The sequence below is a fragment of the Pseudomonas sp. F-14 TE3623 genome (genome assembly GCF_053629015.1).
Genome location: NZ_JBRJHM010000001.1, coordinates 1,517,501 through 1,542,184, shown reverse-complemented (window position 1 = coordinate 1,542,184; position 24,684 = coordinate 1,517,501). Strand labels below are relative to the sequence as shown.

Below are 24,684 nucleotides of genomic sequence, written 5' to 3'. Positions count from 1 at the left end.
TGCGCCTCTGGGTGAGCCCTTCAAGTGCTCAAAACATATCCCGGAGGAAATCCAATGGCAATGCCGGTTTCTGTCACAAAGCCAATCGTAGGCGTGGATGTCGCCAAGAACGAACTGGTGATCTATCACGCCGAACTTGACCTGCTTGAAGAGATTCCCAACAACAAGGCTGCCATCAAGCAGTGGTTGAAAGCCTTGTCGGGGACAGTCGCGGTAGCCATTGAGTCGACCAATATCTATCACCTGGAGTTCGCCGATCTGGCCTATGAGGCTGGCTGCGTGATTTACATGGTGGGTGGCTATGAACTCAGCCATTACCGAAAAGGGGTGAATATCCGCGCCAAAACCGATGCGTTGGATGCCAGACTGCTCGCCCGCTATCTGAAGAACGAAGGTGATGATCTTCATCCTTGGACCCCGCCATCACCGCTGTACCGCCAGCTCTTGAGCCTTTTTCGTCGTCGCGCAGCCTTGGTTCAGGCGCGGGTCGGCCTGGTGCAAAGTTGGGCGAATGAACCGCTGCTGAAATCTGCTTTCGCCGCGCAAGTGAAAGCCATGCAGCAGCTTGAAACGCTGGTCGAAAAGACGATTAATGATCATCTGAAAGAAGCCGGTTTGCTCGGTCAGTTGAAGCGTTGCCTGAAAGTTGAAGGCATTGGATTTCTGACCGGAGCCCGCTTGCTCACGGCGTTTCAGCGGGGCGACTTCAGAAACGCAGATGCCTTTATTGCCTTTCTGGGAATGGATTTGCGGGTGGCGAAGTCAGGGCAAAAAGACGGGCGCCGGAGCTTGACCAAGCGAGGTGACCCGGAAGCTCGCCGGCTTCTGCACAATGCAGCTATGTCGGCCAGCCGTACGCCAGCCTGGAAAGGCTTTTATGAAGAGCAAAGAGCTCGAGGTTTCAGCACCACTCAGGCGCTGGTGATACTGGCTCGCAAGCTTGCTCGGATCGTATTCGCTCTACTGAAAGGACAGAGCGAATATCAACCCAAAGCTGGTTGAGGGCTTCCCTTCAACCATAGAATCTCCCACATTGGTCCTGTGTCGTTCCCATCATCGTGAATCGACGCAAGTCCACTGTGGGAGCGGGCTTGCTCGCGAAGAACGATGACGCGGTCTACGAATCAGCCCTTGAAATCCGCAATCGCATAAGCCGCCAATTTGCCCTGTATGAAGTCCAAGAAGCACTGAATCCGTAAGGCAAGTTGCGAGTTGCGGTAGTACACCGCGTTGATCGGTTGGCGATATCCGCTGTTGAACTCCGCCAGCAGCACCTGCAAGCGACCGGCGCGGATGTCGTCGATGGTCATGAAGTGCGACAGGCAGGCAATGCCCTGCCCTGCCAGCGCCAAGTGCCGGATCGTCTCGCCGCTGGACGCACTGATCGACGCCTGGATTGGCCAGCGATCACCGTGGACATAGCGCAACGGCCATTGGTTGAGGCCTTCGTTGTTGGTGAAACCCAGCAGCGTATGTTCGGCCAGATCGGCAACGGCGGCCGGTAGGCCGTGTTGCTCCAGATACGCCGGGCTGGCGACGATGTGCAGCGGGCTGCAACCCAGTGAGCGGGCGTGCAGGGTCGAGTCGGCCAGCGTGCCGATGCGGATGGCAATGTCAGTGCTTTGTTCAAGCAGGTCGATGATCAGGTCGTTGCTGTTGAGTTCAAGCTGAATGTCCGGGTAGAGACGGCGGAACTCATCGATGTACGGCACGATGGCGTGCAGCATGAACGGCGACGCGGCATTGATTCGCAGACGCCCGGAAGGGGTTTGCTGGCGTGAGGACAGGCGCTCTTCGAGTTCGTCCATCTGATCGAGAATCAGCTTGGCGTGCTCGAAGAAGTACTTGCCCTCCTCGGTCAGGTCCATGCGCCGCGTGGTGCGGTTGATCAGCGTGGTGTCGAGCTTGGCCTCCAGTCGCGACAGCGTGCGACTGACCGCCGACGGCGTTTGCCCGACTTGTTCGGCCGCAGCCGAAATCGATCCGCATTCAATCACGCAGACGAAAATCTGCAACTCATCGGATCTGGCTTTCACATGTGTCCCTTATCGATAGTCCTGCGCCGTTCTACTGCGGCGAGGGGGCTTACCCTAATACCAGCCAAAGTGCGGAACCTGTGGGAGCGGGCTTGCTCGCGAAAGCGGTGTGTCAGCCGACATTAATGTTGAATGATAAATCGCCTTCGCGAGCAAGCCCGCTCCCACATGGATTGCGCATGACTAACTGGCATTGGGGCAAGCCAACTCACCACAGGTTCAGACTTTCGATAGTAGCTGAGCGTTATGCCTTAAGGCCAAACACCTCGCTCAAGTGCTGCTCATAACGCGCCACATCGGCTTCGATATTCGGGCGTTTCATCACATCCACGCACAGGAAGGTCGGTAAACCGGTCATGCCGAGGAAGGTGTTGGCTTTGTGGAACGGGAAGTACACCGCGTCCACGCCTTTGGCTTCGAAGAAATCGGTCGGGTCGTCGAAGGCTTGCTGCGGCGCGTTCCAGGTCAGCGACAGCATGTATTTTTTACCGTGCAGCAAACCGCCGCTGCCGTACTTCTGCGACGCATCGGAGCGCGTGCGGCCATCGCTGGCGTAGAGGCTGCCGTGGCCTTCGGTGAAGACTTCATCGACGTACTTCTTGACGGTCCAGGGCGCGCCCATCCACCAGCCGGGCATCTGATAAATGATCACATCGGCCCAGAGGAATTTGGCGACTTCCTCCGCGACGTCGTAGCCCTCGTCGATGAACGTGGCTTTCACATCCACACCGCCGCGATCCAGCACGCTCAACGCGGCTTCGTGCAACGTCGTGTTGTAGCGACCATCGGAGTGGGCAAATTTTTTGCCGCCATTGAGCAACAGGACTTTTTTCATGAGAAGTCTCGCAAGGTTGAAATTCGATGGCGGCAGAGTAGCGAGTCGTCTCACGCGGAATAAGCGCTCAATCAGCAAAATTCATTTGACCAATACGCACGAATCGACAGGGGATTGTTGCCGTAAACTTGCGCTGATTCTGACTTTCAAGGACAACCTGATGAGCGAACTGCAAGGCTTTATCCTGCACGCCAAGACCCGCCCGGAAAAAGCCGAGGCCTTCGAAGCGTTCTTTCGTGCCTATGTCGAACCGAGTCGCGCCGAACCCGGTTGCATCGAGTACCACATGCTGCGAGACAAACAGGACCCGACGCTGTTTATCTTCTACGAGATCTGGCAATCCCAGGCCCATTTGGACGTGCACTCGAACCTGCCGCACATGAAGCAGTTCCTCGACATGCGCATGGAGTATCTGGAGCGGGATTTCGATATCCGCCCGATCGAGATGCTCAGCACTTCGTCCGCTAGCCGTTGATCAGCAAGTGGCCGCCGAGCACGCCGAGGCCGATGAAGAACACGCGCTTGAACAACACGGCGCTGATCCGCTGGCGCAGCCATTGCCCCAGCAGCATGCCGAGCACCGCCGGAATCAGTGCCAGCAGCGACGCGCTCAACTCGCCACCGCCGAGGGCGCCGCGCCATAACAGGCCGGCGGCCAACGCGAGGGTCGAGACGGTGAACGACAGGCCCAGCGCCTGCACCAGCTCATCCTTGCTCAAGCCCAGTGCTTGCAGATAAGGCACCGCCGGAATCACGAAAACCCCGGTGGCCGAAGTGATGATACCCGTCAGCACACCGCAGAGCGGACCGAGCCAACGCTCGGTGCGACCGCCAACACGCAAGGTCGGCAGGAACAACCCGCTCAAGGCGTATATCAACAACGCTGCCCCCAGCCCTCGCACGACCCAATGCCCACCGGCCATGCCGATCCAGAGCGTGCCGGCGCCCGAGCCAATGAAAATCGCCAACAGCATCGGCCACAACCGGTTCAACAGCCCGCGCAAATGACCGCCGAATGCCAGTTGCCAGACGTTGGTCAGCGTCGCGGGAATGATCAGCAGCGCCGCAGCCTGCGACGGAGCCATAGCCAGACCAAGCAAGCCCATGGCGATGGTTGGCAGTCCGAGGCCGATTACACCTTTGATCATCCCGGCCAGCAGGAAGGTGGCGATGACCAATAAGGAAAGGGCTAAACCCAGATGCTGGTAAAACGCGGCGAGTGTATTCATGGGGCTATGGTGAGCGCTGAAGGTTGCCTTGAAAATCTGCCATATACTGAGGCTGCCTCTTGCTCAACAAGAGGCATGGGAACGATCTTCGGGATACCTGTATGCACTTCGACCTGACCGACCTGCGCCTCTACCTGAACATCCTCGACACCGGCAACATCACCGCCGGCGCCGCCCGCAGTCATCTGTCCCTGGCAGCGGCGAGCGCACGAATCCGCGCGATGGAATCTTCACTCGGCACTGATTTTCTGGAACGCGGCCGTCGCGGTATCAGCCCTACCCCGGCCGGCAAAGCCCTGGCGCAGCACGCCCGAGTTCTTTTGCAACAGGCCGAGCGCATGCAGCGGGATCTGGCCGAATACGCCAACGGGGTCAAAGGCCAGGTGCGGTTGTTGTGCAATACCACAGCGATCACCGAGTACCTGCCGGAGTTGCTGGCAGACTTTCTGCGCGACCATCCGAACCTCGACATCGACCTGCAAGAGCTGCCCAGCGCGCGCATCACCCATGCCTTGCGCCAAGGTGCGGCGGACCTGGGCATCGTATCTGACGCCATGGATACCGACGGCCTTCAGACCCGCTATTTCCGCGACGACCCGCTGGTACTGATCCTTCCGCGCGATCACCCCTTGGCCGACACCGGACCGTTAAATTTCAGCGCCACCTTGCATCATGATTACGTCGGCCTGAACGCCAACAGCGCCTTGGCCGTGTACCTGGAAGAACAGGCCCTGCACAGCGGCTTACGGATGCAGATCCGCATCCGTGCCGATGGCTTCGATGGCGTGATGCGCATGGTTGCCCGAGGTGCCGGGCTGGCGATCGTGCCCTTGGCGGCGGTCGAACGCTGGTCAGCTGAAACGCCGTTCAAAAGCATCGCACTGAAAGAGCCATGGGCCCGACGCAAACTGTTGCTTTGCGCCCGGGACTTCGCCGTGCTGCCCGGTTATGCCCAGGCTTTGCTGAACGCCTTGACTCTCCCCTGAGGGGCAGACTTTACCCTTGAGGTTTCATCTTCAGGGACCGTTACGATGAGCAAACGAATTCTGGTGATTCTCGGTCATCCTTCGAGCAACAGTTTTTGCGGCGCACTTGCCGAACGCTACGCACAATCGGCGTTGCGTGCTGGGCATGAGGTGCGCCAGTTGTTTCTAGGAAGAATGGACTTCGACCCGGTGCTGCGCGAAGGCTATCAACAGGTGCAGCCGCTGGAAGCCGACTTGCGCCGTGCTCAGGCAGACATTTTGTGGGCCGAACACCTGACCCTGATCTACCCGATCTGGTGGGGCGGCGTACCGGCCTTACTCAAGGGTTTTCTTGATCGGGTGTTGCTTCCGGGCTTCGCCTTCAAGTATCGCGAAGGCAAAGCCTTTCCCGACAAATTGCTGCATGGCCGCAGTGCGCATCTGCTCGTGACCATGGACACGCCACCCTGGTACTACCGCTGGATCTACCGCATGCCCGGCCTGCATCAGATGCGCAAAACCACCTTGGCGTTTTGCGGCATCGAACCCCAGCGCACGCTCACCTTCGGGCCGGTCCTGGGGTCCAGCGCCGGTCAGCGCGAAACCTGGCTGCTGCAAGCCCAGGCTATCGCCAGCCGATGAGTCTGCCGATAATGGGGCTGGCTTACCCTCGGCAAAAAAGGACTTTTCATGTACATCGGCCAAGCCGCGCATCGCTCGGGCACGACGATCAAGAGTATTCGCCATTACGAGTCGATCGGCTTGCTGCCTGCCGCTCGGCGGCAAGGGAAATACCGTGTCTATGATCAGCAAAGCGTCGACCTGCTGATCTTCATCAAGTGCGCTCAACACTTAGGTTTCAGGCTCAAGGAGTTGCAGGCGATTTTTACTGGACATCAAGGCCTGGCGATGCCTTGGTCATTGGCGCAGCAAGCCATCGATGCCAAGAAGTGCGAAATCAGCGAGAGGATTGCCGCACTCACGCATCAACACGAGCAATTGGTCGAGTTTGAAGCCAGCCTCACACAGGCCAAAGCCGATTGCCCGCTGGAAAGTCTTTGAGAGTCTGCGCGTTTCTGGACAGCTCAATGTCGAATACAGACAACTGAACGGTGTATGGGCGCTATAGGGTGCGACTTCAGTTCTTGAACCCACTGCCCGGAGTCATCATGACCGCACCGATTACCGTCCTTCGCGACACTCACCCGCTGCCCGTACTCGACGCCTGCAAATGGGAAAAACTCGAAGGCGACCCGCACACCGTCAACCTCAACGCGTACACCAGCGAAGATGGCAGCAAGATCATGGGCACCTGGATCTGCACGCCGGGCAAGTGGTACGTGGAATACGTGAAGTGGGAATACTGCCATTTCCAGGAAGGCTACTGCATCATCACCCCGGAAGGCATGGAGCCGATCCACCTGCGCGCCGGTGACATTTTCGTCATCGAGCCAGGCATGAAAGGCACGTGGGAAGTGGTTGAGACCGTGCGTAAGTATTTCGTGTTTGCCTGATGCAAAAAACCGAGAGACCACCCGACGTGGTCTCTCGGCAAATATTGGAATACGCAGAACCCGTGGCGAGGGGGCTTGCCCCCGTTCGGCGGCGAAGCCGTCGTCAAACCTGCCGACGCGGTATGACTGAAAGAATGCAGGAGGGAGCGCTACGCACTCCAACGGGGGCAAGCCCCCTCGCCACAGGCAAGCCTCCTCTACACAGGCAAGCCCTCTCACCACAGACAAGCCCACCAGCCCCAATCCCGTCCCATTATTGGGGCTTGCGATAGCTATTGATGATCGCCGAGAAGTCCTTACCCCCTTCCCCACGCTGACTCATCGCCTGATACAACTGTTGCGCCACCGCGCCGAGCACCACCGGTTGGTGCGCCTGACGTGCCGCCTCAGTGGCCAGCCCCAGATCCTTGAGCATCAGTTCGGCGCCGAAGCCGCCGGTGTACCCGCGCGAGGCCGGCGCCGTTTCGACGATACCCGGCCACGGGTTATACATCTCCGAACTCCAGCAACGCCCGGTGGAACTGTTGATGATCCCCGCGAGCACCGTCGTGTCGATCCCCAGCGCATCGCCCAAGGCCATGGCCTCGCTGACGCCGACCATGGAAATCGCCAGCAGCAGGTTATTGCAGATTTTGGCGATTTGCCCGGTGCCGACTTCGCCACAGTGGACAATGTTACGGCCCATCTGCGCCAGCACCGGTTGCAGGGTCGCGAACAGCTCAGGTGTGGCGCCGACCATGAAAGTCAGCGTCCCGGCCGCTGCACCGCCAGTACCGCCGGAGACCGGTGCATCAGCCATCGTCACGCCTTGTTTGGCAGCCGCTGCGGCAACATCGCGCGCCGTCTGCGGATCGATGGTGCTGCAATCCACTGCGGGCACGCCCTTGGCGATCCCCGCCAGCACGCCGTCTTCGCCCAGCCAGACGCTGCGCACATGCACAGCGGCTGGCAGCATGGTGATCACCAGCTCTGCCTCTTGAGCCGCTTCACGTGCCGAAGCGCTGATGCTGCCGCCCAGTTGCTCGAGCTCTGCCAGCACAGCTTTGTTCAGGTCGACCAGGCGCAGTGAATGGCCGGCCTTGATCAGGTTGCGCGCCATCGGCGCGCCCATGTTGCCGAGACCGATAAAAGCGATTTTCATGTCCGGCTCCTTAACGCAAGTGGATGGTGGTATTCACACCGTCGTTGACGCTGTCGTCGTCGAACCAGCGTGCAGTGACGGTCTTGGTTTGAGTGTAGAACTGCACCACTTGCTTGCCATACGGACCGAGGTCGCCGAGCTTCGAACCACGGGAACCGGTGAAGCTGAAGAACGGCACCGGTACCGGAATCGGGATGTTGATGCCGACCTGACCGACGTCGATTTCCGTCTGGAATTTACGCGCCGCCGCACCGCTTTGAGTGAACAAACCCGTGCCATTGCCAAATGGGTTGGCGTTGACCAGAGCGATGGCCTCATCGAGGGTGTTAACTTCCAGCACCACCAGCACAGGGCCGAAGATTTCCTGGGTGTAGATCTGCATATCGGGTTTCACACCGGAGAACAGGGTCGGGCCGACAAAGTTGCCTTTTTCGAAGCCAGGAACGGTAACGTCGCGACCATCCAGCTCAAGCTTGGCACCTTCCTTGATGCCGCTTTCGATCAGATCGAGAATCCGTGCCTTGGCACGTTTGGAAATCACCGGACCAACATCAGTGCCCGGCTCGCTGCCGGCATTCACTTTAAGTTTCTGTGCCAGTGCTTTCAGGTCTGGCAGCCATTGCTTGGCCGCGCCCACCAGCACCACCACGGACGTGGCCATGCAGCGTTGCCCGGCGGCACCGAAACCAGCCCCCACCAGCGCATTGAGCGCTTGTACGCGATTGGCATCCGGCAGCACCACGGCGTGGTTCTTGGCGCCCATCATCGATTGCACACGCTTGCCGTGTTTGCCGGCCAGGTCGTAGACGTGAGTACCGACTGCGGTCGAACCGACGAACGAAACAGCCTTGATGTCCTTGTGGGTGCAAAGCGCATCCACCACATCCTTGCCGCCATGAACGACGTTGAGCACACCCGGCGGAATGCCGGCTTCGATGGCCAGTTCCACCAGCAGCATGGTCGACATCGGGTCCTGCTCGGACGGCTTGAGCACGAAGGTGTTGCCGCAGGCGATCGCCATCGGGAACATCCACAGTGGAATCATCGCCGGGAAGTTGAACGGGGTAATGCCGGCACAGACGCCGATTGGCTGACGCAGGGTGTAGGTGTCGACCCCGCCAGCGACGTTCTCGGCGAACTCGCCCATTTGCAGGCTGCCAATGGAGCAAGCGTGTTCGACCACTTCCAGGCCGCGGAAGATATCGCCTTCAGCGTCGGCAATGGTTTTGCCCTGCTCGTTGCTGAGCACCACGGCAATACGCTTGGAGTGTTCACGAATCAACGCCTGAAGCTTGAGCATGATGCGCATCCGCGCGCCGATCGGCGTCAGCTTCCAGGTCTGGAAGGCGCTATGGGCGGCGCTGATGGCGGCATCGACTTCGGCGGCTGTGGCGAATGGGACTTTAGCCAACACTTGTTGGGTCGCCGGGTTGACGATGTCATGCCATTCGGTGGTCTGGGATTCGACCCACTCGCCATCGATTAACAATTTGACCTTTTGCACGGTGGTTTCTAGCGATGCGTTCATGTTGGTCTCCGGGACGTTGTTCTTATTAAGAGAGCGATCTTTGGAGCCAAGGCGAGAAAGTCGCCTTGAGATGAGGCGTGTGTCGCGAATTGGTTGTCGGACTGTTTTTGGAGTATAGATGTGCAAACTTCTAATAAGAACGCACATAAAAGCCGGTCCATCATGCAAAAAAACATCACGTCTTTAGGCTCGTTGAACTGGGATGACCTCAAGTTTTTCCTTGAGGTTGCCCGCACTCGCAAGGCCAGCACCGCGGCCAAGCGCCTGGCGGTGGATTACACCACCGTGTCGCGACGCATCAGTTCGCTGGAAGCTTCATTGGGCACGTTGCTGTTCGAAAAGTCCCGGACCAGCGGTTTCGTCCTGACTGCCGAAGGCCAGCGGCTGCTGGGTTACGCCGAGTCGATCGAAAGCACTCTGCACATGGCCTGCGAACAGGTTTCGGGCTCAGGCGTGGCGTTGTCCGGGCATGTGCGCATGGGCTGCACCGAAGGGTTCGGCAGCTTTTTCATCACCCCGCAGCTGAGCCATTTCGTAGACGCCTACCCGGCGATCTCGGTGGACATCCTGCCGCTGCCGCACTTCATCAGCCTGTCCAAGCGCGAGGCAGACATCGTCATCGCGCTGGAGCGGCCGGAGCACGGCCCGTATGTCTGCTGCAAACTCTGCGATTACAAATTGCAGCTGTATGCGACCCAGGACTATCTGGACAAGCACCCACCGATCCGTCGCCCGGCAGACTTGGGCAAGCATCAATTCATCAGTTATGTGGACGATCTGGCGTTCAGCTCGGAGCTGCTGTACCTGGCGAATGTGTTGCCCGGTGCCAGTGCCAATCTGCGCAGCACTAGTGTGATTGCGCAGTTCGTGGCGGCGCAGCAGGGACGGTCATTGGCGATTCTGCCGTGTTTCCTGGCAGCTCAGGACCCGCGATTGCTGCCGGTGTTGCCGCAAGAGATCACCATTACCCGACAGTTCTGGATGTACTGCCGGGAGGACCTGCGCAAGCTCAAGCGGATCACGTTGTTGTGGGATTACATCCGTGGTGTCACCGAGCAGAATCAAGGGCTGTTGATGGGGAAAAGTCGGGAGATGTTGTTCGCCGATTAATCCGTGCTGACCACGATCGACACCCGACGGTTCTCGGTGCGGCCGACCACGGAGTCGTTGGAGGCGACGGGCTTGCTGCTGCCCAGGCCGCGCAGTTGGATGTTTTCTTCTTTTATACCGGCAGCAGCTAACACCTTGCCGACGCTTTTCGCGCGACGCTGGGAAAGCTGTTCGTTATAGGACTCTGTGCCCGAGGAGTCGGTGTGGCCGTCGATTCTTACGCGCTCGATTTCCACACTCAATAGCGCCTTGGCAATGCGCTCGACAATCTCGGTACTGGCGGGGTTGAGACTCTCGACATCACTGCCGAACAAAACTTTGCCTGACAGATCATAGGCCCAGCCATCATCCGTCATTTCGAAACCTTGCTGCTTGAGCACGGCGATTTGCGCCGGGGTCAGGCCTTTTTGCGGCGCCGTCTGGCAACCGGTCAATGTCAGCAAGGTCAGCAACAGGGTGATCGTGAAAAGGCGTAACGAACGTTGATTGAAGGTGAACACAGACATTAACTCCTGGTTTGAACATGGACGACAGGGAGCTCCGCCCCTGCCGTTTGCTGTGCGCCTCGGGAAAGGCGTTTGGCCTGGTACATCGCGGCGTCGGCAGCATCGAGCAACTCACCCGGTGTGACCCCATGATCGGGGTACACCGCGATGCCAATACTGAGTGAAGTCAACACCTGGGTACTGCCCGGCAACTGGATGGGTATTTCCATGCTGGCGATGATTTTGTCAGCAATCCGTTCGGCGTCTTCGGCCTTGTGCAGCGGTGTGAGCAGGATTGCAAACTCGTCGCCGCCCAGACGCGCGACCAGGTCCTCTTCACGCAGTTGTGCACGAACCCGGGTTGCCACGGCGACCAGCACCGCATCGCCAGCAGCGTGGCCGAAGTTATCGTTGATCTCCTTGAACCGGTCACTGTCGAGAAACAGCACAGCCACTCGCTCATCGAGCTTGCCGGCATTGCGCAAGGCACGCATAAGGCGGCCTTCGAAAAACGCTCGATTCGGCAGTCCGGTAAGGCTGTCATGGCTGGCTTGGTGGGCCAGGGTTTCGTTTTCGCTTTGCAGGTGGGTCTGCCAGGATTCGAGTTCATCGAGCAAGGCATTGAAGTCATTGCCCAGGTTGTCGAGTTCGGCAATGTCGGCGGGCGGTACGCGCTGGTCAAAGGCTCGCTCGCTGCGGGCGGCGTGAGCCACAGTAGCCAAGCTACGCAAAGGGCCGGTGATCCCCCGCAATTGCCGCCGCGCCAGATAAAGCGCAACCCAGGCACTGATGGCGGTACACAAGACGATTCCCACCAGCCCGCTGAGCAAAAAACTCATCAGGCTGCCACCGTGCCCGACCAGCAGGATACTGCCGATTTCCTGACCTTGATGGACAATCGGCATGCTGATGGGCTTTTCCAGAATCACCCGGGCGATCTGCATTTCAAGATCCGACAACAATCCCGTTTCCGGTCTCTGCCAACGTGCGAGCAACTCGCCTTGCTCGTCCATCACCTGTGCATCGGCCACTTCTTCGGTGGACGCGATCAACGCCAGCGCTTCGGTGGCGGCGGCCTTATCGTCGAACACCACCGCGGCTTCCACGGTGTAGTTGATCGAGCGGGCGATCAGATGCAGGTTGTGATCGGCATAAACCCGCAAGGCCAGAACACCCAGCAGGGTCAACGAAACACTGGCCATGGCCACGGCCACCAAGGCGACGATCAAATGTCCACGGCCGATAACCGAACCCAGGGTCGGGCGTGTACGAGATTTGAATAGATTCATGGTGCCGCCGGCTTGCGGCGCGACAGTTGCAGCACGCTAGGATGAATGCGCACACCGCTGCGGGCGACCGAGTCGAGGTTGACCTCGAAGGACACTTGTTCATCGCCGACCCGCAAACAGAACAGACTGCCGACAGTACACTGATCGCCGCCTTCGCTGATGCTCACCACCGGGCGTCCTGTCAGCGAGGCGAATAATCGACTGCGTTCGTCGCTCGTCAGCTTGCCGATGTACACCGCATCGCATTCCCCGGCAATCGCCGGGTTGTCGGCCAAAAGCCTTCGCACAGTGACAGGCCGACCAGTGGCCTGGGTAGTGCCCTTGACCAGGTCGTCGGTGTACTCGGTAGGGCCGACTATGCACAGACGCAACTGTTGAGGCTCAACAGGCCACCGGGCGTAACTGAGGATCCCGAGCACCACCTGAGTGACCGATCTGGCACGCTGGTCGGCCTTGCTCTCAACGGTTTCCGGCTGAGCGAAGGCAACGCCCGTCAACAAACAGAGAAGGCCGGCAAGCAGCACTTGCTTGCAGCCAACAACGCGCTCTGTCGCCCAGACAGCCACCTTCATGCAGGGATTCTCTTCGATCACAACGAAATGATGCCGCAACGATAGCACAGCACCGAAACACCAGCGAGGCCACGCACCACGGCACTTCGGACAGATTCCGTCGTCTGCTCATCTTTTCAGTGACCCTGCTCAATTCCCTCTTCCAGCTCCAGCATCAACCCGCTCAAGCGCTTGACCTTGCGCCGCACGGCCTCTTCGAATACGCCGGTGCGAGGCTCAATCAGGGTGAACCAGTGTTTGGCCCGGGTAATCCCGGTATAGATCAGTTCCTTGGTGAGCACAGGGTTCAGGGCGTCCGGCAGAATCAACGCCGTATGGGCAAATTCCGAGCCTTGGGATTTGTGTACGGTCATGGCGTACACGGTGTCGACATCGTTCAGTCGACTTGGCAGGACGAAGCGCACACCGCCCTGACCATCGTTGCGCGGGAAGGCCACACGCAGCACTTGCCGTCCAGCCTCAGGCCCCTCACGTTCCGGCAGCTTGAGGGCAATGCCAATATCGCCGTTCATCAAACCCAGGCCATAGTCGTTGCGGGTCATCAGCACGGGCCGACCTTCGTACCACTGGTGGTCGCTATCGATCAGCCGAGCCTTGAGCAGCGCGTCGGTCACTCGCTGATTCAAGCTTTCCACACCCCAAGGCCCTTTGCGTACCGCGCACAATAGCTGGAAGGAGTCGAAAGCTTGCAACACCACACGAGCCCAATCGGTCCAGCACGGATCGTCGAGCGAGCCGCCGAGCGATGGCCGCTGACTGCGCAAAAGACTCAGGTAATGTCGATAACCTTGTGGCCCCTCGCTATGGCCTTCGAGCAACAACCGCTCCAGCGCCCGGTCCTGCTCACCCTTGAGGGGCAGGGAAAATACGTCGTCATGGCTTCCAGCCGCCAATAACTTGCGGGCTTCCTCGGGTTGCTGCTGGTTGACCCAACGGGCCAACTGACCAATGCCGCTGCCCTCGCCGAAGCGCCGTGAGTGACGCAGCATCACGACTTGCTGAGCCAGGGGATGCGTTCCGTTGATATCTTCATGCAAACCGCTGCTACGCAGGTTTTCACCGCTGACTGCCTCCAGCCACTGGCGTGTCTGCGGGCTGTACCAACCAGCTTCGGCATCGCGGCACAGATCGCCCAGGACGGCACCGGCCTCTACCGACGCCAGTTGATCCTTGTCACCAAGCAGCACTAGACGGGCATGGGCCGGCAATGCGTCGAGCAGATTGGCCATCATTTCCAGGTCGATCATCGAGGCTTCGTCCACCACCAATACATCCAGCGGCAAGCGATTGCCGGCGTGGTGCCGGAAATGCCGGGTGCCGGGACGACTGCCGAGCAAACGGTGCACGGTGGTCACATCCGACGGGATCTTCTCCCGCACCGTTTCAGCAACTTCCAGGGTTTGAACCTGTTGGCTGATGGATTCGGTCAATCGTGCGGCCGCTTTGCCAGTGGGTGCCGCGAGACGAATGCGCAACGGTTTGCCGGCCTCAATCGCGGGAGCCTGGAGCAATGCCAGCAAGCGCACGACCGTGGTGGTTTTACCGGTTCCCGGGCCACCGGTGACGATGCTGAATGCACTACGGGTAGCCAGGGCACAGGCGAGCTTCTGCCAGTCGATCACTTCATCAGGCCGGGCTGGACCGAACAGGCCGGTCAGGCGTTGGGGCAAATCACTCGGTGTTGTTTCGTGTGCCGACAGACGCTGACGCAGGGCGTTGTCGATGCGCCGTTCGTAAGCCCAGTAGCGACGCAAGTACAGGCGTTTACCCGACAGCACCAACGGCCGATGCTGCGCGGCCTCACGTCCGTCGACGGCCAGCGCCACCAGACGACTGCACGCCAGCACCTTGCACCAATGAGCACCCTCCAGCGCCTCAAGCAATTGCGACGGCAGCAACATCGCGCCACTTTGCAGATCACCTTCCGGCGGCAGCGACAGCGCGAAGTCCGGCTCTTTCAGCGTTTCGAACAGGTCCAGGCAAACATGGCCGTGACCCAACTGGTGACTGGTCAACGCCGCAGCCAGCAGCACCAATGGATCATCGTCGGGGGCGAGTTCGTGGAGAAAGGCCACGAAGGCCTTGTCCAGCGCCCGCAGCCAACCGCGCTCGACCCAGCGCGTGAGCAGCAGCAACAAGTCATCTGCGCGACTCAGGGGGGCCAGGTTCGCCAGACTTTCGGCCGCTAATGGCGTGGGCAGCAGATCGGCGAAGGTGCGACTCATAGCAGTACTCCCTGTTCCCAGGCGGGTTCGGCCTTGGGCTCTGGCTTACCCTGGAACAACCGGTCCAGACGCTCGATCAGCTCCCGTGGCGGACGGGCGAAATACACACCCTGGCTGGCCGCGCGAGTACCGCGAAGGAACAGGTACAACGCCCCACCAACATGCCGGTCGTAATCGTAATCGACCAGCCGCGCCTTGAGCTGGCGATGCAGGGCGAGCAGGTACAACACATATTGCAGGTCGTAACGGTTATCGAGAATCGACTGCTCCATGGCCTGCCCGGTATAGGCCGCGTCATCGACGCCCAGCCAGTTGGATTTGTAGTCGGCGACGTAATAACGACCGTCGTGCTCGAACGTCAGGTCGATGAAGCCTTTGAACATGCCATTGAGCAGCACCGGTTCGGCAGCCACCCTGGCCACGCCGTTGTGGGTGTATTGACGCACCAGTTCATCGAGTTTGAGCACATCGACTTTGTGACTGGCGAACCAGAACTCCATCTCGACCCGGTATTGGGTCAGTTGCTCGAACACCACTGGTGCCTGCCCGCCGCCGATGTGCAGCGGAGATTTGAGCAAGCGCTGTAGCCAGTCACTCAACGTCGTGATCCAGCCTTCCCAGCCACGTCGGTTGCAGCGGCGAGCGATGGCGTCTTCCACAGCTTTTGGTGCAGCGGCAAAACCTTCGTCACCGGCCCACTCGAGCAATCCATGGAGAAAAGTGCCGGGGTTCGGCCCGCGAGGGAATCGATGGATATCAGCGCCACCGGCAATCACTTCTCGCGGCGCTTGCGGATCAAGACGCTCGTCGTCAAAAAGCTTTTGCGCTTGCGGACTCTCCGGGGCTTCGTCACTGCCCACGCTCAGACTGTCGCCAATGCGCAAGGCGCTGTAAGAGGCAATCCACCAGTTTTCGCTGGCCTTGCGCTTGGGTATCAGCGGCGCAAGCAAGGTCGCTTCATTGCGCGGCGGATGGTAGTGCTCAGCGCTCGCTTCAGGCATTTCACCGTAGTTCAGCGCCGGGCAGTCCTGCTGCAAATCTTCCAGCCAACGTCGCAACCCTGCCGACTCGGCCAATGGCGCACCACCGCCCAGCAGATAACCCAATGCTGAAAGGTGCAACGTCGAGCCGTTGTTATTGCCGCGCTTGAGGTCCGTCACACCGAGCCAGCAGGCATGTTGTGCCCGGGTCAGGGCGACATAGAGCAGCCGAAGATCCTCGGCCAAGCGCTCATCATCGGCCTGGGCAACCAACTCCGGCGTCGGCTTCAAGCTCACTTGAGCCTTGCCCATCGCGTCGTGGTAATACAACGGCAAACGGCTGCCATCCACCGGTTTTGCCGAGCAAATGAACGGCAGAAACACCAACGGATATTCAAGCCCTTTGGATTTGTGAATGGTCACAACCTTGACCAGTTGCTCGTCGCTTTCCAGGCGCAGGATCTGTTCTTCGCCAGCCTGACCGGACAATGCCAGATGCTCGGACAAATGACGGATCAGTGCTTGCTCGCCATCAAGCTCGGCGGCGGCCTGCTGTAGCAGCTCGGACAGGTGCAGCAAGTTGGTCAGCACCCGCTCGCCATCGTTGCGCGCGATCAACGCCTGGGGCAGTCGGAAGTCGTGCAGCAAACGTCGCAACATTGGCAGCACGCCCTGCTTGCGCCAGAGCTCGCGATAACCGCGGAACTGCATGACACGTGCTTCCCAAGCCAGCTCATCCTGATTCAGCCGTTCCAATTCAGACAGCGAAAGGTTCAGCGTGATGCAGGCCAGCGCGGCACGGAGGGGGCGCTCGACATCCGGCTCGGCACATGCCTTGAGCCAGGTCAGCAGGTCATGGGCCTCTTGTGCGGCAAACACGGAGTCCTTGTCTGACAGATAAACACTGCGCACACCGCGGGCCGAAAGTTCGCCACGCACGGCCTGGGCCTCTTTGCCATCGCGCACCAGAATTGCGATATCCGATGGCAGCAGACCTTTGAAGTCCTTACCGTCCTGGATGAAGCCCGCACGGTCTTGCTGGCCACCATTGAGCAGCGCGGTGATTTCACTGGCGCAGGCAGCGGCCAATTTTTGTCGATATACCGCGCCAGACAGTGGCTGATCGGCGGACAGGTGCCAGATGTTCAGGGCTGGTACAACCTGACAATCAATCTGCAGGAGTTCTTTGCGCCCCTGGGATTCGACGGGCAGGAACGGTACCGGGTTCTCGCCATTCTTCTCACGAAACAGGAATGCTCCGCGCCCCTGCTCACGAGATTCGGCGCGCTCGAACACATGGTTCACCGCACTGACCATGCCATGACTGGAACGGAAGTTGGTGCCCAGGGTATGCAGGCGGCCAGTGGTGGCCTGGCGAGCGCGCAGGTAGGTATAGATGTCGGCCCCGCGGAAGGCATAGATCGCCTGCTTCGGGTCGCCGATCAGAAACAGACCGGTTTCAGGATTGTTGTCTTCGATGCGATAAATGCTCTCGAAGATTCGATACTGCACCGGGTCGGTGTCCTGGAATTCGTCGATCAACGCGACCGGAAATTGCTCGCGAATCAGTGTTGCCAGGCGCTCACCGCCTTCGGACTGCAAAGCCGCATCGAGGCGCAGCAGCATGTCATCGAAGCCCATTTCCGCGCGGCGACGCTTTTCCTCCTCGAACCGTGCACCGACCCAGTGAGCAGCGTGTTGCAGCACGGCGGCATCGGGGGTCGGCAAACTATCGAGACTGGTCTTGAGACCGGGCATTGCGTCGAGACCGGGATGACGGGGAGCTTCACCCTTCCAGGCTTCAGCCATGCCATCGGGGGTCAGGCGAGTGAAGCCGGTGCCAATATCCAACTGCTCGAGAGATTCGTCTTCGGCCCAGGCCCGGAGCTTTTCAAACCAGGGTTCAAAGTAGCGCGGCTGCATCTTGCGGCCATCGACGCTTTTGCTCGCGACGCCCTGGTGACAGATGGCAAGCAACTCATCCGCCCATTGGCGCCAGGGCATCTTGAGTTCGAGCAAAGCGGCACGTCGCTCCTGCAGGCACTCGGCAATCAACTCGGCAGGCTCTTTACCTTCAACGCTGTCACGCTCGCTGGCGAACAACCCTCGCACTCGTGGCAGCAACGCCGCAGGGCCGCCCCAATTGCCGCGAACCCAGTTCAACGCATCGCCTTGCATTGGATAGCAGAACAGTCGCCAGTAGTCGCGCAGGACTTCGCCGAGCAAATCGCTGTGATCGGTTTCCAGGGTCTGGGTGAACAGGCTGCCACTGTCGAACGCATGTTCGCGCAACATGCGCTGGCACCAACTGTGGATAGTCGATACCGCCGCTTCATCCATCCACTGAGCGGCGATGTCCAGGCGGTTTGCACAGCCGGCCCACTGGTCGTGGAGGTACTGCTCGCGCAACTCGGCAATGAGGCGATCCGGAGCCGGTGTCTCATCGCGGAAAAACCGTGCGGTTTCAGCCAGCCGAGTGCGGATACGTTCGCGCAGTTCTTTGGTCGCCGCATCGGTGAAAGTCACCACGAGAATTTGCGGCGGCAGCAATTCACGGCCAAAACCACTCGATTCGCCGCCGTGGCCAAGGACCAGACGCAAGTACAGCGCAGAGATGGTGAAGGTCTTGCCGGTCCCGGCGCTGGCTTCGATCAGTTGGCTGCCACGTAGGGGGAATGCCAGGGCCAGCGGTATTTTCGTGGTCATGAGCGCGCCTCCTCGCTGGTCGATGAACGCCACGAGGCCTCAAACAGCGGCCGATACAAAGCGTTGCACCAATCGGGGAAGGTCTCGTCGGCAATCAGCGCATCGTAATCGGCAAATTGCCGAGCGAGCGCAGGGCTTTCGCGGCGCTCGCCGTCAGTGGTCTGGCCGTCGCCTTCATAGGCCTTGCGGGCAGCGGCGTCAGCTTTGCTCGGGTCGGTTTGAGCGAGCCAGGCGAAGGCTGTTTTTACTGCAATCGGCAGCGGCTGGCGCATGCCCGTTTGCCAGGCCAACAACAGATCGCCCAGAATCCGGGATGCTGTCGCCTCCTCCATCGGACCGAGCAGCAAACTGTCGTCGCTGGCCACCAACGCAGTTGTCATCGGCATGCCGCTGGCACAGGCCACCAGGTGATTGACCCAAGGTCGCGTGAGGCGATGCCATTTGCGGGCCTTGATCGAACCGATGCTGTTGGGAATAGTAGTAACCGACAACAACCCGCCATCTGCGCGTTGATGCAGGCCACTGAGCCAGCCCTCCAGATGCAATCCTTGTAGTTCCAGACTCACCGGTAACGCGCTGGTGAGCGGGGTCGGCCATAACGCCAGAAGTTGCTGATAGCGCAGCAGCAGATCCGGCAGCGGCTCGATCAACTCTCGCTGAAGACATTCACCAAAACCGGCCATGGGCAAAAGCCCGCTGTTTTGCAGGCGTTTTGCCTGCGCCTCCAGTACCTGATCGGTTTGGTCCAATTGCCCCAGTGCCGCTTCGAGCAAGCTATCGCTGAGGCTGTAGCGTTGCAGCGCATCGAGTACGAATGGCTCTTCATCTGCCAAAGGCACTTCGGCAGCCTCGAAGAACACTTTGAGCCGCTGACTGAAGAAATGTCGTACCGGGTTGCGCAGAAAATCCTGCAGCTGACCCAGGCTCAGCGGTTCGTCCTGGACGTAGGGTTCAAGCACTTCGATATCAGTCGCCAGATCACTGGCTTGATGAAGAACCTGCCACTCGCTGGCGTAGCTGAATAGATCATCGCCTTCGTGAAAGTACCGAGCGCTGAAAGGTTGCAGCGGGTGTTCCTGGGTCATGGATTCAAGCAGGTCATCATTGTCATCGTGCAATCGCCAGCCGCTGCCGAGATGGTCACGCAACTGCCCTATCAACACCGACGCAGGGCGCTCGCTGTTGTCCCGAATACTGCGGCCGACCCAGCTGATATAGAGTTGATCGCGCGCCGACAACAATGCTTCCAGCAACAGATAGCGATCATCCTCGCGTCGGGAACGATCGCCGGGACGGTAGTCACTGCCCATCAGGTCGAAATCCAGCGGCGGCTGCGCGCGAGGGTAATCACCGTCATTCATGCCAAGCAGGCAGACCAGTTTGAAGGGGATCGCTCGCATGGGCATCAAGGTACAAAAGTTGACAGCCCCGGCGAGGAAACGCTGAGACAGGCGACCTTGGTCGAGACCCGCCAGCCAGGCTTCACGGACAACGGTCAGCGGTAATTCGTCCTGCAAACCTACAGACTCGCAGGTCTCAAGCCAGGTCTCACGCAGCTCTTCGAGTTGGGCTAACAAATAGTCGTCATGCTCGTTGCTGGCCAGGAAGAATAGCTGCACCAAAGCTTGCAACCGCGAGCCCCATTGTTTGGGCGCTGCAGGTTGAGTGAGTTCCTGGTGGGCAATTTCCAGCGCATCCAGCAGTGCGACCAAAGGACCTATGAGCGCGGCATCCAGACCACCGATTTCATCGTAGGGTTCGATACCCTCACAGGCACTGGCGCTGCCCACGGCATAACCCAGCAGCATCCGTCGCAGACCGAAACGCCAACTGTTTTGCTCCAGCTCTTCAGGCAGGCCCAGACCCGCGCGCTGCTCGGCGTTCATCCCCCAGCGGATACCTGCGCCTTCAATCCAGCGATGCAAGGTAGGCAGGTCGCGCTCCTCTACGCCAAACCGAGCGCGTAATGCCGGAACGTCCAACAGATCTAGGATTTCGCTGACGGGGAAGCGACTGTCGGGCAGTTTGAGCAGATGCTCGACAGCGATCAATAGCGGATCCCGGCCGCGCTGGCCTTGATCCGCAAGCGTGAAAGGAATGAAGCGCGGATCAAAGCGATCAAGCTGGCCAAAGACAGCACGGATGTGCGGGGCATAACTGTCGATGTCCGGGACCATCACGATCACATCGCGAGGCCTCAGGTCTGGGTCAGCACTGAATCGTGCGAGCAACTGATCGTGGAGTATCTCCACTTCGCGTTGAGCGCTATGGGCGATGTGAAAACGGATCGATTCGTCCTTTTTCATATCAACAGCAGGCCAACGCTCTCGAGTTTCATTCAGGGGACGCAATTCCAGGATGTCGTCCTGCAATTGATTAAGCATGTTCTGTGGCTGGTTTTCGCTGAAAAGGTCGATACGTCCGTCACGAAATGCCGAGCGATAGCTATTAGGATCGTCGTAGCTGTCGAGCAGATTGATGTAGTCCCGCCCCTGCTTACCCCACGCTGCCAGTAGCGGGTGGGCATGCTGATGGAGCGTTTGCGAGTCGAGAACAATCGGCATGCCGCTCTTGCGAGCCTGACGCTTGTACTGATGTCGCAACAGATCTTTATCGGCGACGATGTCTGCCCAATGGTGACGACATGGGTTGTGTACGCACAGCAAGACCTGGCTGAATCGAGCAAGCCCGGCAAGCGCTTCCAAGGCTTGAGCAGGTAGTGAAGAAATCCCGAAAACGATCACCCGTGACGGCAATCCGCTGGGCGCTACGTCAAGACTATTGATGCGCTCGATAAAGCGTTGGTGAACGCCTGCGCGGCTTTGCGCCATGCCTTGTTCACCGACGTCCAGCAACAGCGCACGCCACAGCTCCGCCTGCCAGCAGTTGGCCGGGGTCAGGGCTTTGGCTTCGCCTCTGCCATTTCGTAGCTGATGGCGGCCTTCTGCCCAGTCTTCGAGCCAGTCGGCACGGTAAACCTGATATTGGTCAAACAGGTCTGCCAGTCGCTCCGCCAATTGATAGCGTTTACGTAAGTCGGTGTCATTGGTAAGAAAGCGCTGCAGGGGTTCGAAGTGCGGTTGGTTAATCAACTGTGGTAGCAGACGCATCAGACGCCAGGTCAGCGGGGCTTTATCGAGCAGGGATTTGACCGGGATTTCGTCACGTCCCAGCACCATGCGATAGAGCTGCCACATGAAGCTGCCCGGTAACTGCACGTCGATGGCGGCGGCGATTCCGCAGCCGCCCATGTCGTCATCTTCGGGGTCTTCGGCCAGTGCCAGCTTCAGCCATTGGGCGATGCCGTTACTCTGTACCAGAGCGATTTCATTTTCCAAGGGAGCCAATGGGTAGCGCCGCATCCAGCTGACCACCAGGCTGCGCAACTCGTCCAGGCGGTTGCCGTGAACCACCATAAAACCAGCACTGAGGGACGTAGCGTCCGGCATAAAGGCTTCCTTGGGAAAATACAAAAGCTAGGGCCGAACCTTAGCACTGTCGGCAGACTGTGGCAGCCGGGAACGATCCGATGATGCTGTACGAACTTTCCTGCGGGCAAAACAAAACCCCTACCTGCATATGCAGATAGGGGTTTCGGAATTTAATCTTGACGATGACCTACTCTCACATGGGGAAACCCCACACTACCATCGGCGATGCATCGTTTCACTGCTGAGTTCGGGATGGGATCAGGTGGTTCCAATGCTCTATGGTCGTCAAGAAATTCGGTAGCCAGCTCGTTTGCCTTGCGGCTCACGCTCCAGCGAATGGGTATGCGATAGTTTGGTGTTTGTGAGTATCTCGAACTTTCGGTTCGTTTCGTCTTCACACACCGCAATCTGGTGCCTTTTCAGGTCAGCAAATTGCTTGGGTGTTATATGGTCAAGCCTCACGGGCAATTAGTATTGGTTAGCTCAACGCCTCACAGCGCTTACACACCCAACCTATCAACGTCGTAGTCTTCGACGGCCCTTCAGGGGACTCAAGGTCCCAGTGAGATCTCATCTTGAGGCTAGTTTCCCGCTTAGATGCTTTCAGCGGTTATCTATTCCGAACATAGCTACCCGGCAATGCCACTGGCGTGACAACCGGAACACCAGAGGTTCGTCCACTCCGGTCCTCTCGTACTAGGAGCAGCCCCTCTCAAATCTCAAACGTCCACGGCAGATAGGGACCGAACTGTCTCACGACGTTCTAAACCCAGCTCGCGTACCACTTTAAATGGCGAACAGCCATACCCTTGGGACCGGCTTCAGCCCCAGGATGTGATGAGCCGACATCGAGGTGCCAAACACCGCCGTCGATATGAACTCTTGGGCGGTATCAGCCTGTTATCCCCGGAGTACCTTTTATCCGTTGAGCGATGGCCCTTCCATACAGAACCACCGGATCACTAAGACCTACTTTCGTACCTGCTCGACGTGTCTGTCTCGCAGTCAAGCGCGCTTTTGCCTTTATACTCTACGACCGATTTCCGACCGGTCTGAGCGCACCTTCGTACTCCTCCGTTACTCTTTAGGAGGAGACCGCCCCAGTCAAACTACCCACCATACACTGTCCTCGATCCGGATAACGGACCTGAGTTAGAACCTCAAAGTTGCCAGGGTGGTATTTCAAGGTTGGCTCCACGCGAACTGGCGTCCACGCTTCAAAGCCTCCCACCTATCCTACACAAGCAAATTCAAAGTCCAGTGCAAAGCTATAGTAAAGGTTCACGGGGTCTTTCCGTCTAGCCGCGGATACACTGCATCTTCACAGCGATTTCAATTTCACTGAGTCTCGGGTGGAGACAGCGCCGCCATCGTTACGCCATTCGTGCAGGTCGGAACTTACCCGACAAGGAATTTCGCTACCTTAGGACCGTTATAGTTACGGCCGCCGTTTACCGGGGCTTCGATCAAGAGCTTCGCGTTAGCTAACCCCATCAATTAACCTTCCGGCACCGGGCAGGCGTCACACCCTATACGTCCACTTTCGTGTTTGCAGAGTGCTGTGTTTTTAATAAACAGTCGCAGCGGCCTGGTATCTTCGACCGGCGTGGGCTTACGCAGTAAATGCTTCACCCTCACCGGCGCACCTTCTCCCGAAGTTACGGTGCCATTTTGCCTAGTTCCTTCACCCGAGTTCTCTCAAGCGCCTTGGTATTCTCTACCCAACCACCTGTGTCGGTTTGGGGTACGGTTCCTGGTTACCTGAAGCTTAGAAGCTTTTCTTGGAAGCATGGCATCAACCACTTCGTGTTCTAAAAGAACACTCGTCATCAGCTCTCGGCCTTAAGATCCCGGATTTACCTAAGATCTCAGCCTACCACCTTAAACTTGGACAACCAACGCCAAGCTGGCCTAGCCTTCTCCGTCCCTCCATCGCAATAACCAGAAGTACAGGAATATTAACCTGTTTTCCATCGACTACGCTTTTCAGCCTCGCCTTAGGGACCGACTAACCCTGCGTCGATTAACGTTGCGCAGGAAACCTTGGTCTTTCGGCGTGGGTGTTTTTCACACCCATTGTCGTTACTCATGTCAGCATTCGCACTTCTGATACCTCCAGCAAGCTTCTCAACTCACCTTCACAGGCTTACAGAACGCTCCTCTACCGCATCACCTAAGTGATACCCGTAGCTTCGGTGTATGGTTTGAGCCCCGTTACATCTTCCGCGCAGGCCGACTCGACTAGTGAGCTATTACGCTTTCTTTAAAGGGTGGCTGCTTCTAAGCCAACCTCCTAGCTGTCTAAGCCTTCCCACATCGTTTCCCACTTAACCATAACTTTGGGACCTTAGCTGACGGTCTGGGTTGTTTCCCTTTTCACGACGGACGTTAGCACCCGCCGTGTGTCTCCCATGCTCGGCACTTGTAGGTATTCGGAGTTTGCATCGGTTTGGTAAGTCGGGATGACCCCCTAGCCGAAACAGTGCTCTACCCCCTACAGTGATACATGAGGCGCTACCTAAATAGCTTTCGAGGAGAACCAGCTATCTCCGAGCTTGATTAGCCTTTCACTCCGATCCACAGGTCATCCGCTAACTTTTCAACGGTAGTCGGTTCGGTCCTCCAGTTAGTGTTACCC

18 protein-coding genes and 2 rRNA genes (1 of these 20 running past the window's edge) are annotated in these 24,684 nt (G+C 58.6%); 7 read left to right on the top strand and 13 right to left on the bottom strand.

Going from position 1 to position 24,684, the window contains the following annotated elements; translation table 11 throughout:
• Window positions 1-54: 54 nt before the first annotated feature.
• Window positions 55-1,002, top strand: coding sequence for an IS110 family transposase (locus AB7M29_RS06905; protein WP_217858081.1), 948 nt, complete (start codon window positions 55-57; stop codon window positions 1,000-1,002).
• A gap of 122 nt (window positions 1,003-1,124) precedes the next feature.
• On the opposite strand, the gene AB7M29_RS06900 is transcribed toward AB7M29_RS06905, so the two are convergent.
• On the bottom strand, window positions 1,125-2,036 hold the full coding sequence (locus AB7M29_RS06900; RefSeq protein ID WP_454246588.1) for a LysR substrate-binding domain-containing protein: 912 nt from the start codon (window positions 2,034-2,036) through the stop codon (window positions 1,125-1,127).
• A gap of 244 nt (window positions 2,037-2,280) precedes the next feature.
• Window positions 2,281-2,871, bottom strand: coding sequence for an NAD(P)H-dependent oxidoreductase (locus tag AB7M29_RS06895; protein ID WP_217857557.1), 591 nt, complete (start codon window positions 2,869-2,871; stop codon window positions 2,281-2,283).
• Between the two features lie 160 nt (window positions 2,872-3,031).
• On the opposite strand from AB7M29_RS06895, the gene AB7M29_RS06890 reads away from it, so the two are divergent.
• Window positions 3,032-3,346: a putative quinol monooxygenase gene (locus AB7M29_RS06890; RefSeq protein WP_028939933.1), complete on the top strand. Its 315-nt coding sequence runs from the start codon at window positions 3,032-3,034 to the stop codon at window positions 3,344-3,346.
• Here the strand turns inward: AB7M29_RS06890 and AB7M29_RS06885 are convergent.
• The gene (locus tag AB7M29_RS06885; RefSeq protein WP_454246587.1) at window positions 3,336-4,100 is read right to left on the bottom strand and encodes a sulfite exporter TauE/SafE family protein; all 765 of its coding nucleotides are present in this window, start codon (window positions 4,098-4,100) and stop codon (window positions 3,336-3,338) included. The two genes, AB7M29_RS06890 and AB7M29_RS06885, sit on opposite strands and share 11 nt — an antisense overlap.
• Window positions 4,101-4,201: 101 nt before the next feature.
• On the opposite strand from AB7M29_RS06885, the gene AB7M29_RS06880 reads away from it, so the two are divergent.
• The 4 genes from AB7M29_RS06880 (at window position 4,202) to AB7M29_RS06865 (ending at window position 6,579) form a co-directional block, all read left to right on the top strand.
• On the top strand, window positions 4,202-5,086 hold the full coding sequence (locus AB7M29_RS06880) for a LysR substrate-binding domain-containing protein (RefSeq protein ID WP_454246586.1): 885 nt from the start codon (window positions 4,202-4,204) through the stop codon (window positions 5,084-5,086).
• Between the two features lie 45 nt (window positions 5,087-5,131).
• Window positions 5,132-5,707, top strand: coding sequence for an NAD(P)H-dependent oxidoreductase (locus tag AB7M29_RS06875; protein ID WP_454246585.1), 576 nt, complete (start codon window positions 5,132-5,134; stop codon window positions 5,705-5,707).
• Window positions 5,708-5,755: 48 nt separating this feature from the next.
• The gene (locus tag AB7M29_RS06870) at window positions 5,756-6,127 is read left to right on the top strand and encodes a MerR family transcriptional regulator (RefSeq protein WP_217857552.1); all 372 of its coding nucleotides are present in this window, start codon (window positions 5,756-5,758) and stop codon (window positions 6,125-6,127) included.
• Window positions 6,128-6,234: 107 nt separating this feature from the next.
• Window positions 6,235-6,579, top strand: a complete 345-nt coding sequence (locus tag AB7M29_RS06865; RefSeq protein ID WP_024781087.1) for a cupin domain-containing protein — start codon at window positions 6,235-6,237, stop codon at window positions 6,577-6,579.
• 253 nt (window positions 6,580-6,832) lie between these two features.
• On the opposite strand, the gene mmsB is transcribed toward AB7M29_RS06865, so the two are convergent.
• Window positions 6,833-7,720 (bottom strand): 3-hydroxyisobutyrate dehydrogenase, encoded by an 888-nt coding sequence (gene mmsB, locus AB7M29_RS06860; protein ID WP_217857551.1) that lies wholly within the window; start codon window positions 7,718-7,720, stop codon window positions 6,833-6,835.
• Between the two features lie 10 nt (window positions 7,721-7,730).
• A complete protein-coding gene (locus AB7M29_RS06855; protein ID WP_454246584.1) occupies window positions 7,731-9,248 on the bottom strand; it encodes a CoA-acylating methylmalonate-semialdehyde dehydrogenase in 1,518 nt (505 codons plus the stop codon).
• A gap of 162 nt (window positions 9,249-9,410) precedes the next feature.
• On the opposite strand from AB7M29_RS06855, the gene AB7M29_RS06850 reads away from it, so the two are divergent.
• Complete coding sequence (locus tag AB7M29_RS06850) at window positions 9,411-10,358, top strand: LysR family transcriptional regulator (RefSeq protein WP_454246583.1); 948 nt, start codon at window positions 9,411-9,413, stop codon at window positions 10,356-10,358.
• Here AB7M29_RS06850 and AB7M29_RS06845 read toward each other — a convergent pair.
• The 8 genes from AB7M29_RS06845 to AB7M29_RS06810 form a co-directional block, all read right to left on the bottom strand.
• Complete coding sequence (locus tag AB7M29_RS06845; RefSeq protein ID WP_217857548.1) at window positions 10,355-10,858, bottom strand: OmpA family protein; 504 nt, start codon at window positions 10,856-10,858, stop codon at window positions 10,355-10,357. The two genes, AB7M29_RS06850 and AB7M29_RS06845, sit on opposite strands and share 4 nt — an antisense overlap.
• A gap of 5 nt (window positions 10,859-10,863) precedes the next feature.
• Window positions 10,864-12,132 carry a diguanylate cyclase domain-containing protein gene (locus AB7M29_RS06840; protein WP_217857547.1) on the bottom strand — a complete coding sequence of 423 codons (1,269 nt, stop codon included), beginning with the start codon at window positions 12,130-12,132 and terminating at the stop codon, window positions 10,864-10,866.
• Window positions 12,129-12,704, bottom strand: a complete 576-nt coding sequence (locus AB7M29_RS06835) for a YfiR family protein (RefSeq protein ID WP_123719096.1) — start codon at window positions 12,702-12,704, stop codon at window positions 12,129-12,131. Before AB7M29_RS06835 ends, AB7M29_RS06840 begins: the two co-directional genes overlap by 4 nt.
• A 116-nt stretch (window positions 12,705-12,820) precedes the next feature.
• Window positions 12,821-14,929, bottom strand: coding sequence for an exodeoxyribonuclease V subunit alpha (recD, locus tag AB7M29_RS06830; RefSeq protein ID WP_454246582.1), 2,109 nt, complete (start codon window positions 14,927-14,929; stop codon window positions 12,821-12,823).
• The gene (gene recB, locus AB7M29_RS06825) at window positions 14,926-18,615 is read right to left on the bottom strand and encodes an exodeoxyribonuclease V subunit beta (RefSeq protein ID WP_454246581.1); all 3,690 of its coding nucleotides are present in this window, start codon (window positions 18,613-18,615) and stop codon (window positions 14,926-14,928) included. Before recB ends, recD begins: the two co-directional genes overlap by 4 nt.
• On the bottom strand, window positions 18,612-22,064 hold the full coding sequence (gene recC, locus AB7M29_RS06820) for an exodeoxyribonuclease V subunit gamma (protein WP_454246580.1): 3,453 nt from the start codon (window positions 22,062-22,064) through the stop codon (window positions 18,612-18,614). The genes recB and recC overlap by 4 nt, the downstream gene beginning before the upstream one ends.
• Window positions 22,065-22,220: 156 nt before the next feature.
• A 5S ribosomal RNA gene (gene rrf / locus AB7M29_RS06815) occupies window positions 22,221-22,336 on the bottom strand.
• Between the two features lie 157 nt (window positions 22,337-22,493).
• Window positions 22,494-24,684, bottom strand: a 23S ribosomal RNA gene (locus AB7M29_RS06810) (it continues 701 nt past the right edge of the window).

Excerpts from the sequence above, each read along its gene's own strand:
- AB7M29_RS06905 (WP_217858081.1), top strand. The coding sequence starts at position 55 with ATGGCAATGCCGGTTTCTGTCACAAAGCCAATCGTAGGCGTGGATGTC.
- AB7M29_RS06895 (WP_217857557.1), bottom strand. The coding sequence starts at position 2,871 with ATGAAAAAAGTCCTGTTGCTCAATGGCGGCAAAAAATTTGCCCACTCC.
- AB7M29_RS06890 (WP_028939933.1), top strand. The coding sequence starts at position 3,032 with ATGAGCGAACTGCAAGGCTTTATCCTGCACGCCAAGACCCGCCCGGAA.
- AB7M29_RS06885 (WP_454246587.1), bottom strand. The coding sequence starts at position 4,100 with ATGAATACACTCGCCGCGTTTTACCAGCATCTGGGTTTAGCCCTTTCC.
- AB7M29_RS06880 (WP_454246586.1), top strand. The coding sequence starts at position 4,202 with ATGCACTTCGACCTGACCGACCTGCGCCTCTACCTGAACATCCTCGAC.
- AB7M29_RS06875 (WP_454246585.1), top strand. The coding sequence starts at position 5,132 with ATGAGCAAACGAATTCTGGTGATTCTCGGTCATCCTTCGAGCAACAGT.
- AB7M29_RS06870 (WP_217857552.1), top strand. The coding sequence starts at position 5,756 with ATGTACATCGGCCAAGCCGCGCATCGCTCGGGCACGACGATCAAGAGT.
- AB7M29_RS06865 (WP_024781087.1), top strand. The coding sequence starts at position 6,235 with ATGACCGCACCGATTACCGTCCTTCGCGACACTCACCCGCTGCCCGTA.
- mmsB (WP_217857551.1), bottom strand. The coding sequence starts at position 7,720 with ATGAAAATCGCTTTTATCGGTCTCGGCAACATGGGCGCGCCGATGGCG.
- AB7M29_RS06855 (WP_454246584.1), bottom strand. The coding sequence starts at position 9,248 with ATGAACGCATCGCTAGAAACCACCGTGCAAAAGGTCAAATTGTTAATC.
- AB7M29_RS06850 (WP_454246583.1), top strand. The coding sequence starts at position 9,411 with ATGCAAAAAAACATCACGTCTTTAGGCTCGTTGAACTGGGATGACCTC.
- AB7M29_RS06840 (WP_217857547.1), bottom strand. The coding sequence starts at position 12,132 with ATGAATCTATTCAAATCTCGTACACGCCCGACCCTGGGTTCGGTTATC.
- AB7M29_RS06835 (WP_123719096.1), bottom strand. The coding sequence starts at position 12,704 with ATGAAGGTGGCTGTCTGGGCGACAGAGCGCGTTGTTGGCTGCAAGCAA.
- recD (WP_454246582.1), bottom strand. The coding sequence starts at position 14,929 with ATGAGTCGCACCTTCGCCGATCTGCTGCCCACGCCATTAGCGGCCGAA.
- recB (WP_454246581.1), bottom strand. The coding sequence starts at position 18,615 with ATGACCACGAAAATACCGCTGGCCCTGGCATTCCCCCTACGTGGCAGC.
- recC (WP_454246580.1), bottom strand. The coding sequence starts at position 22,064 with ATGCCGGACGCTACGTCCCTCAGTGCTGGTTTTATGGTGGTTCACGGC.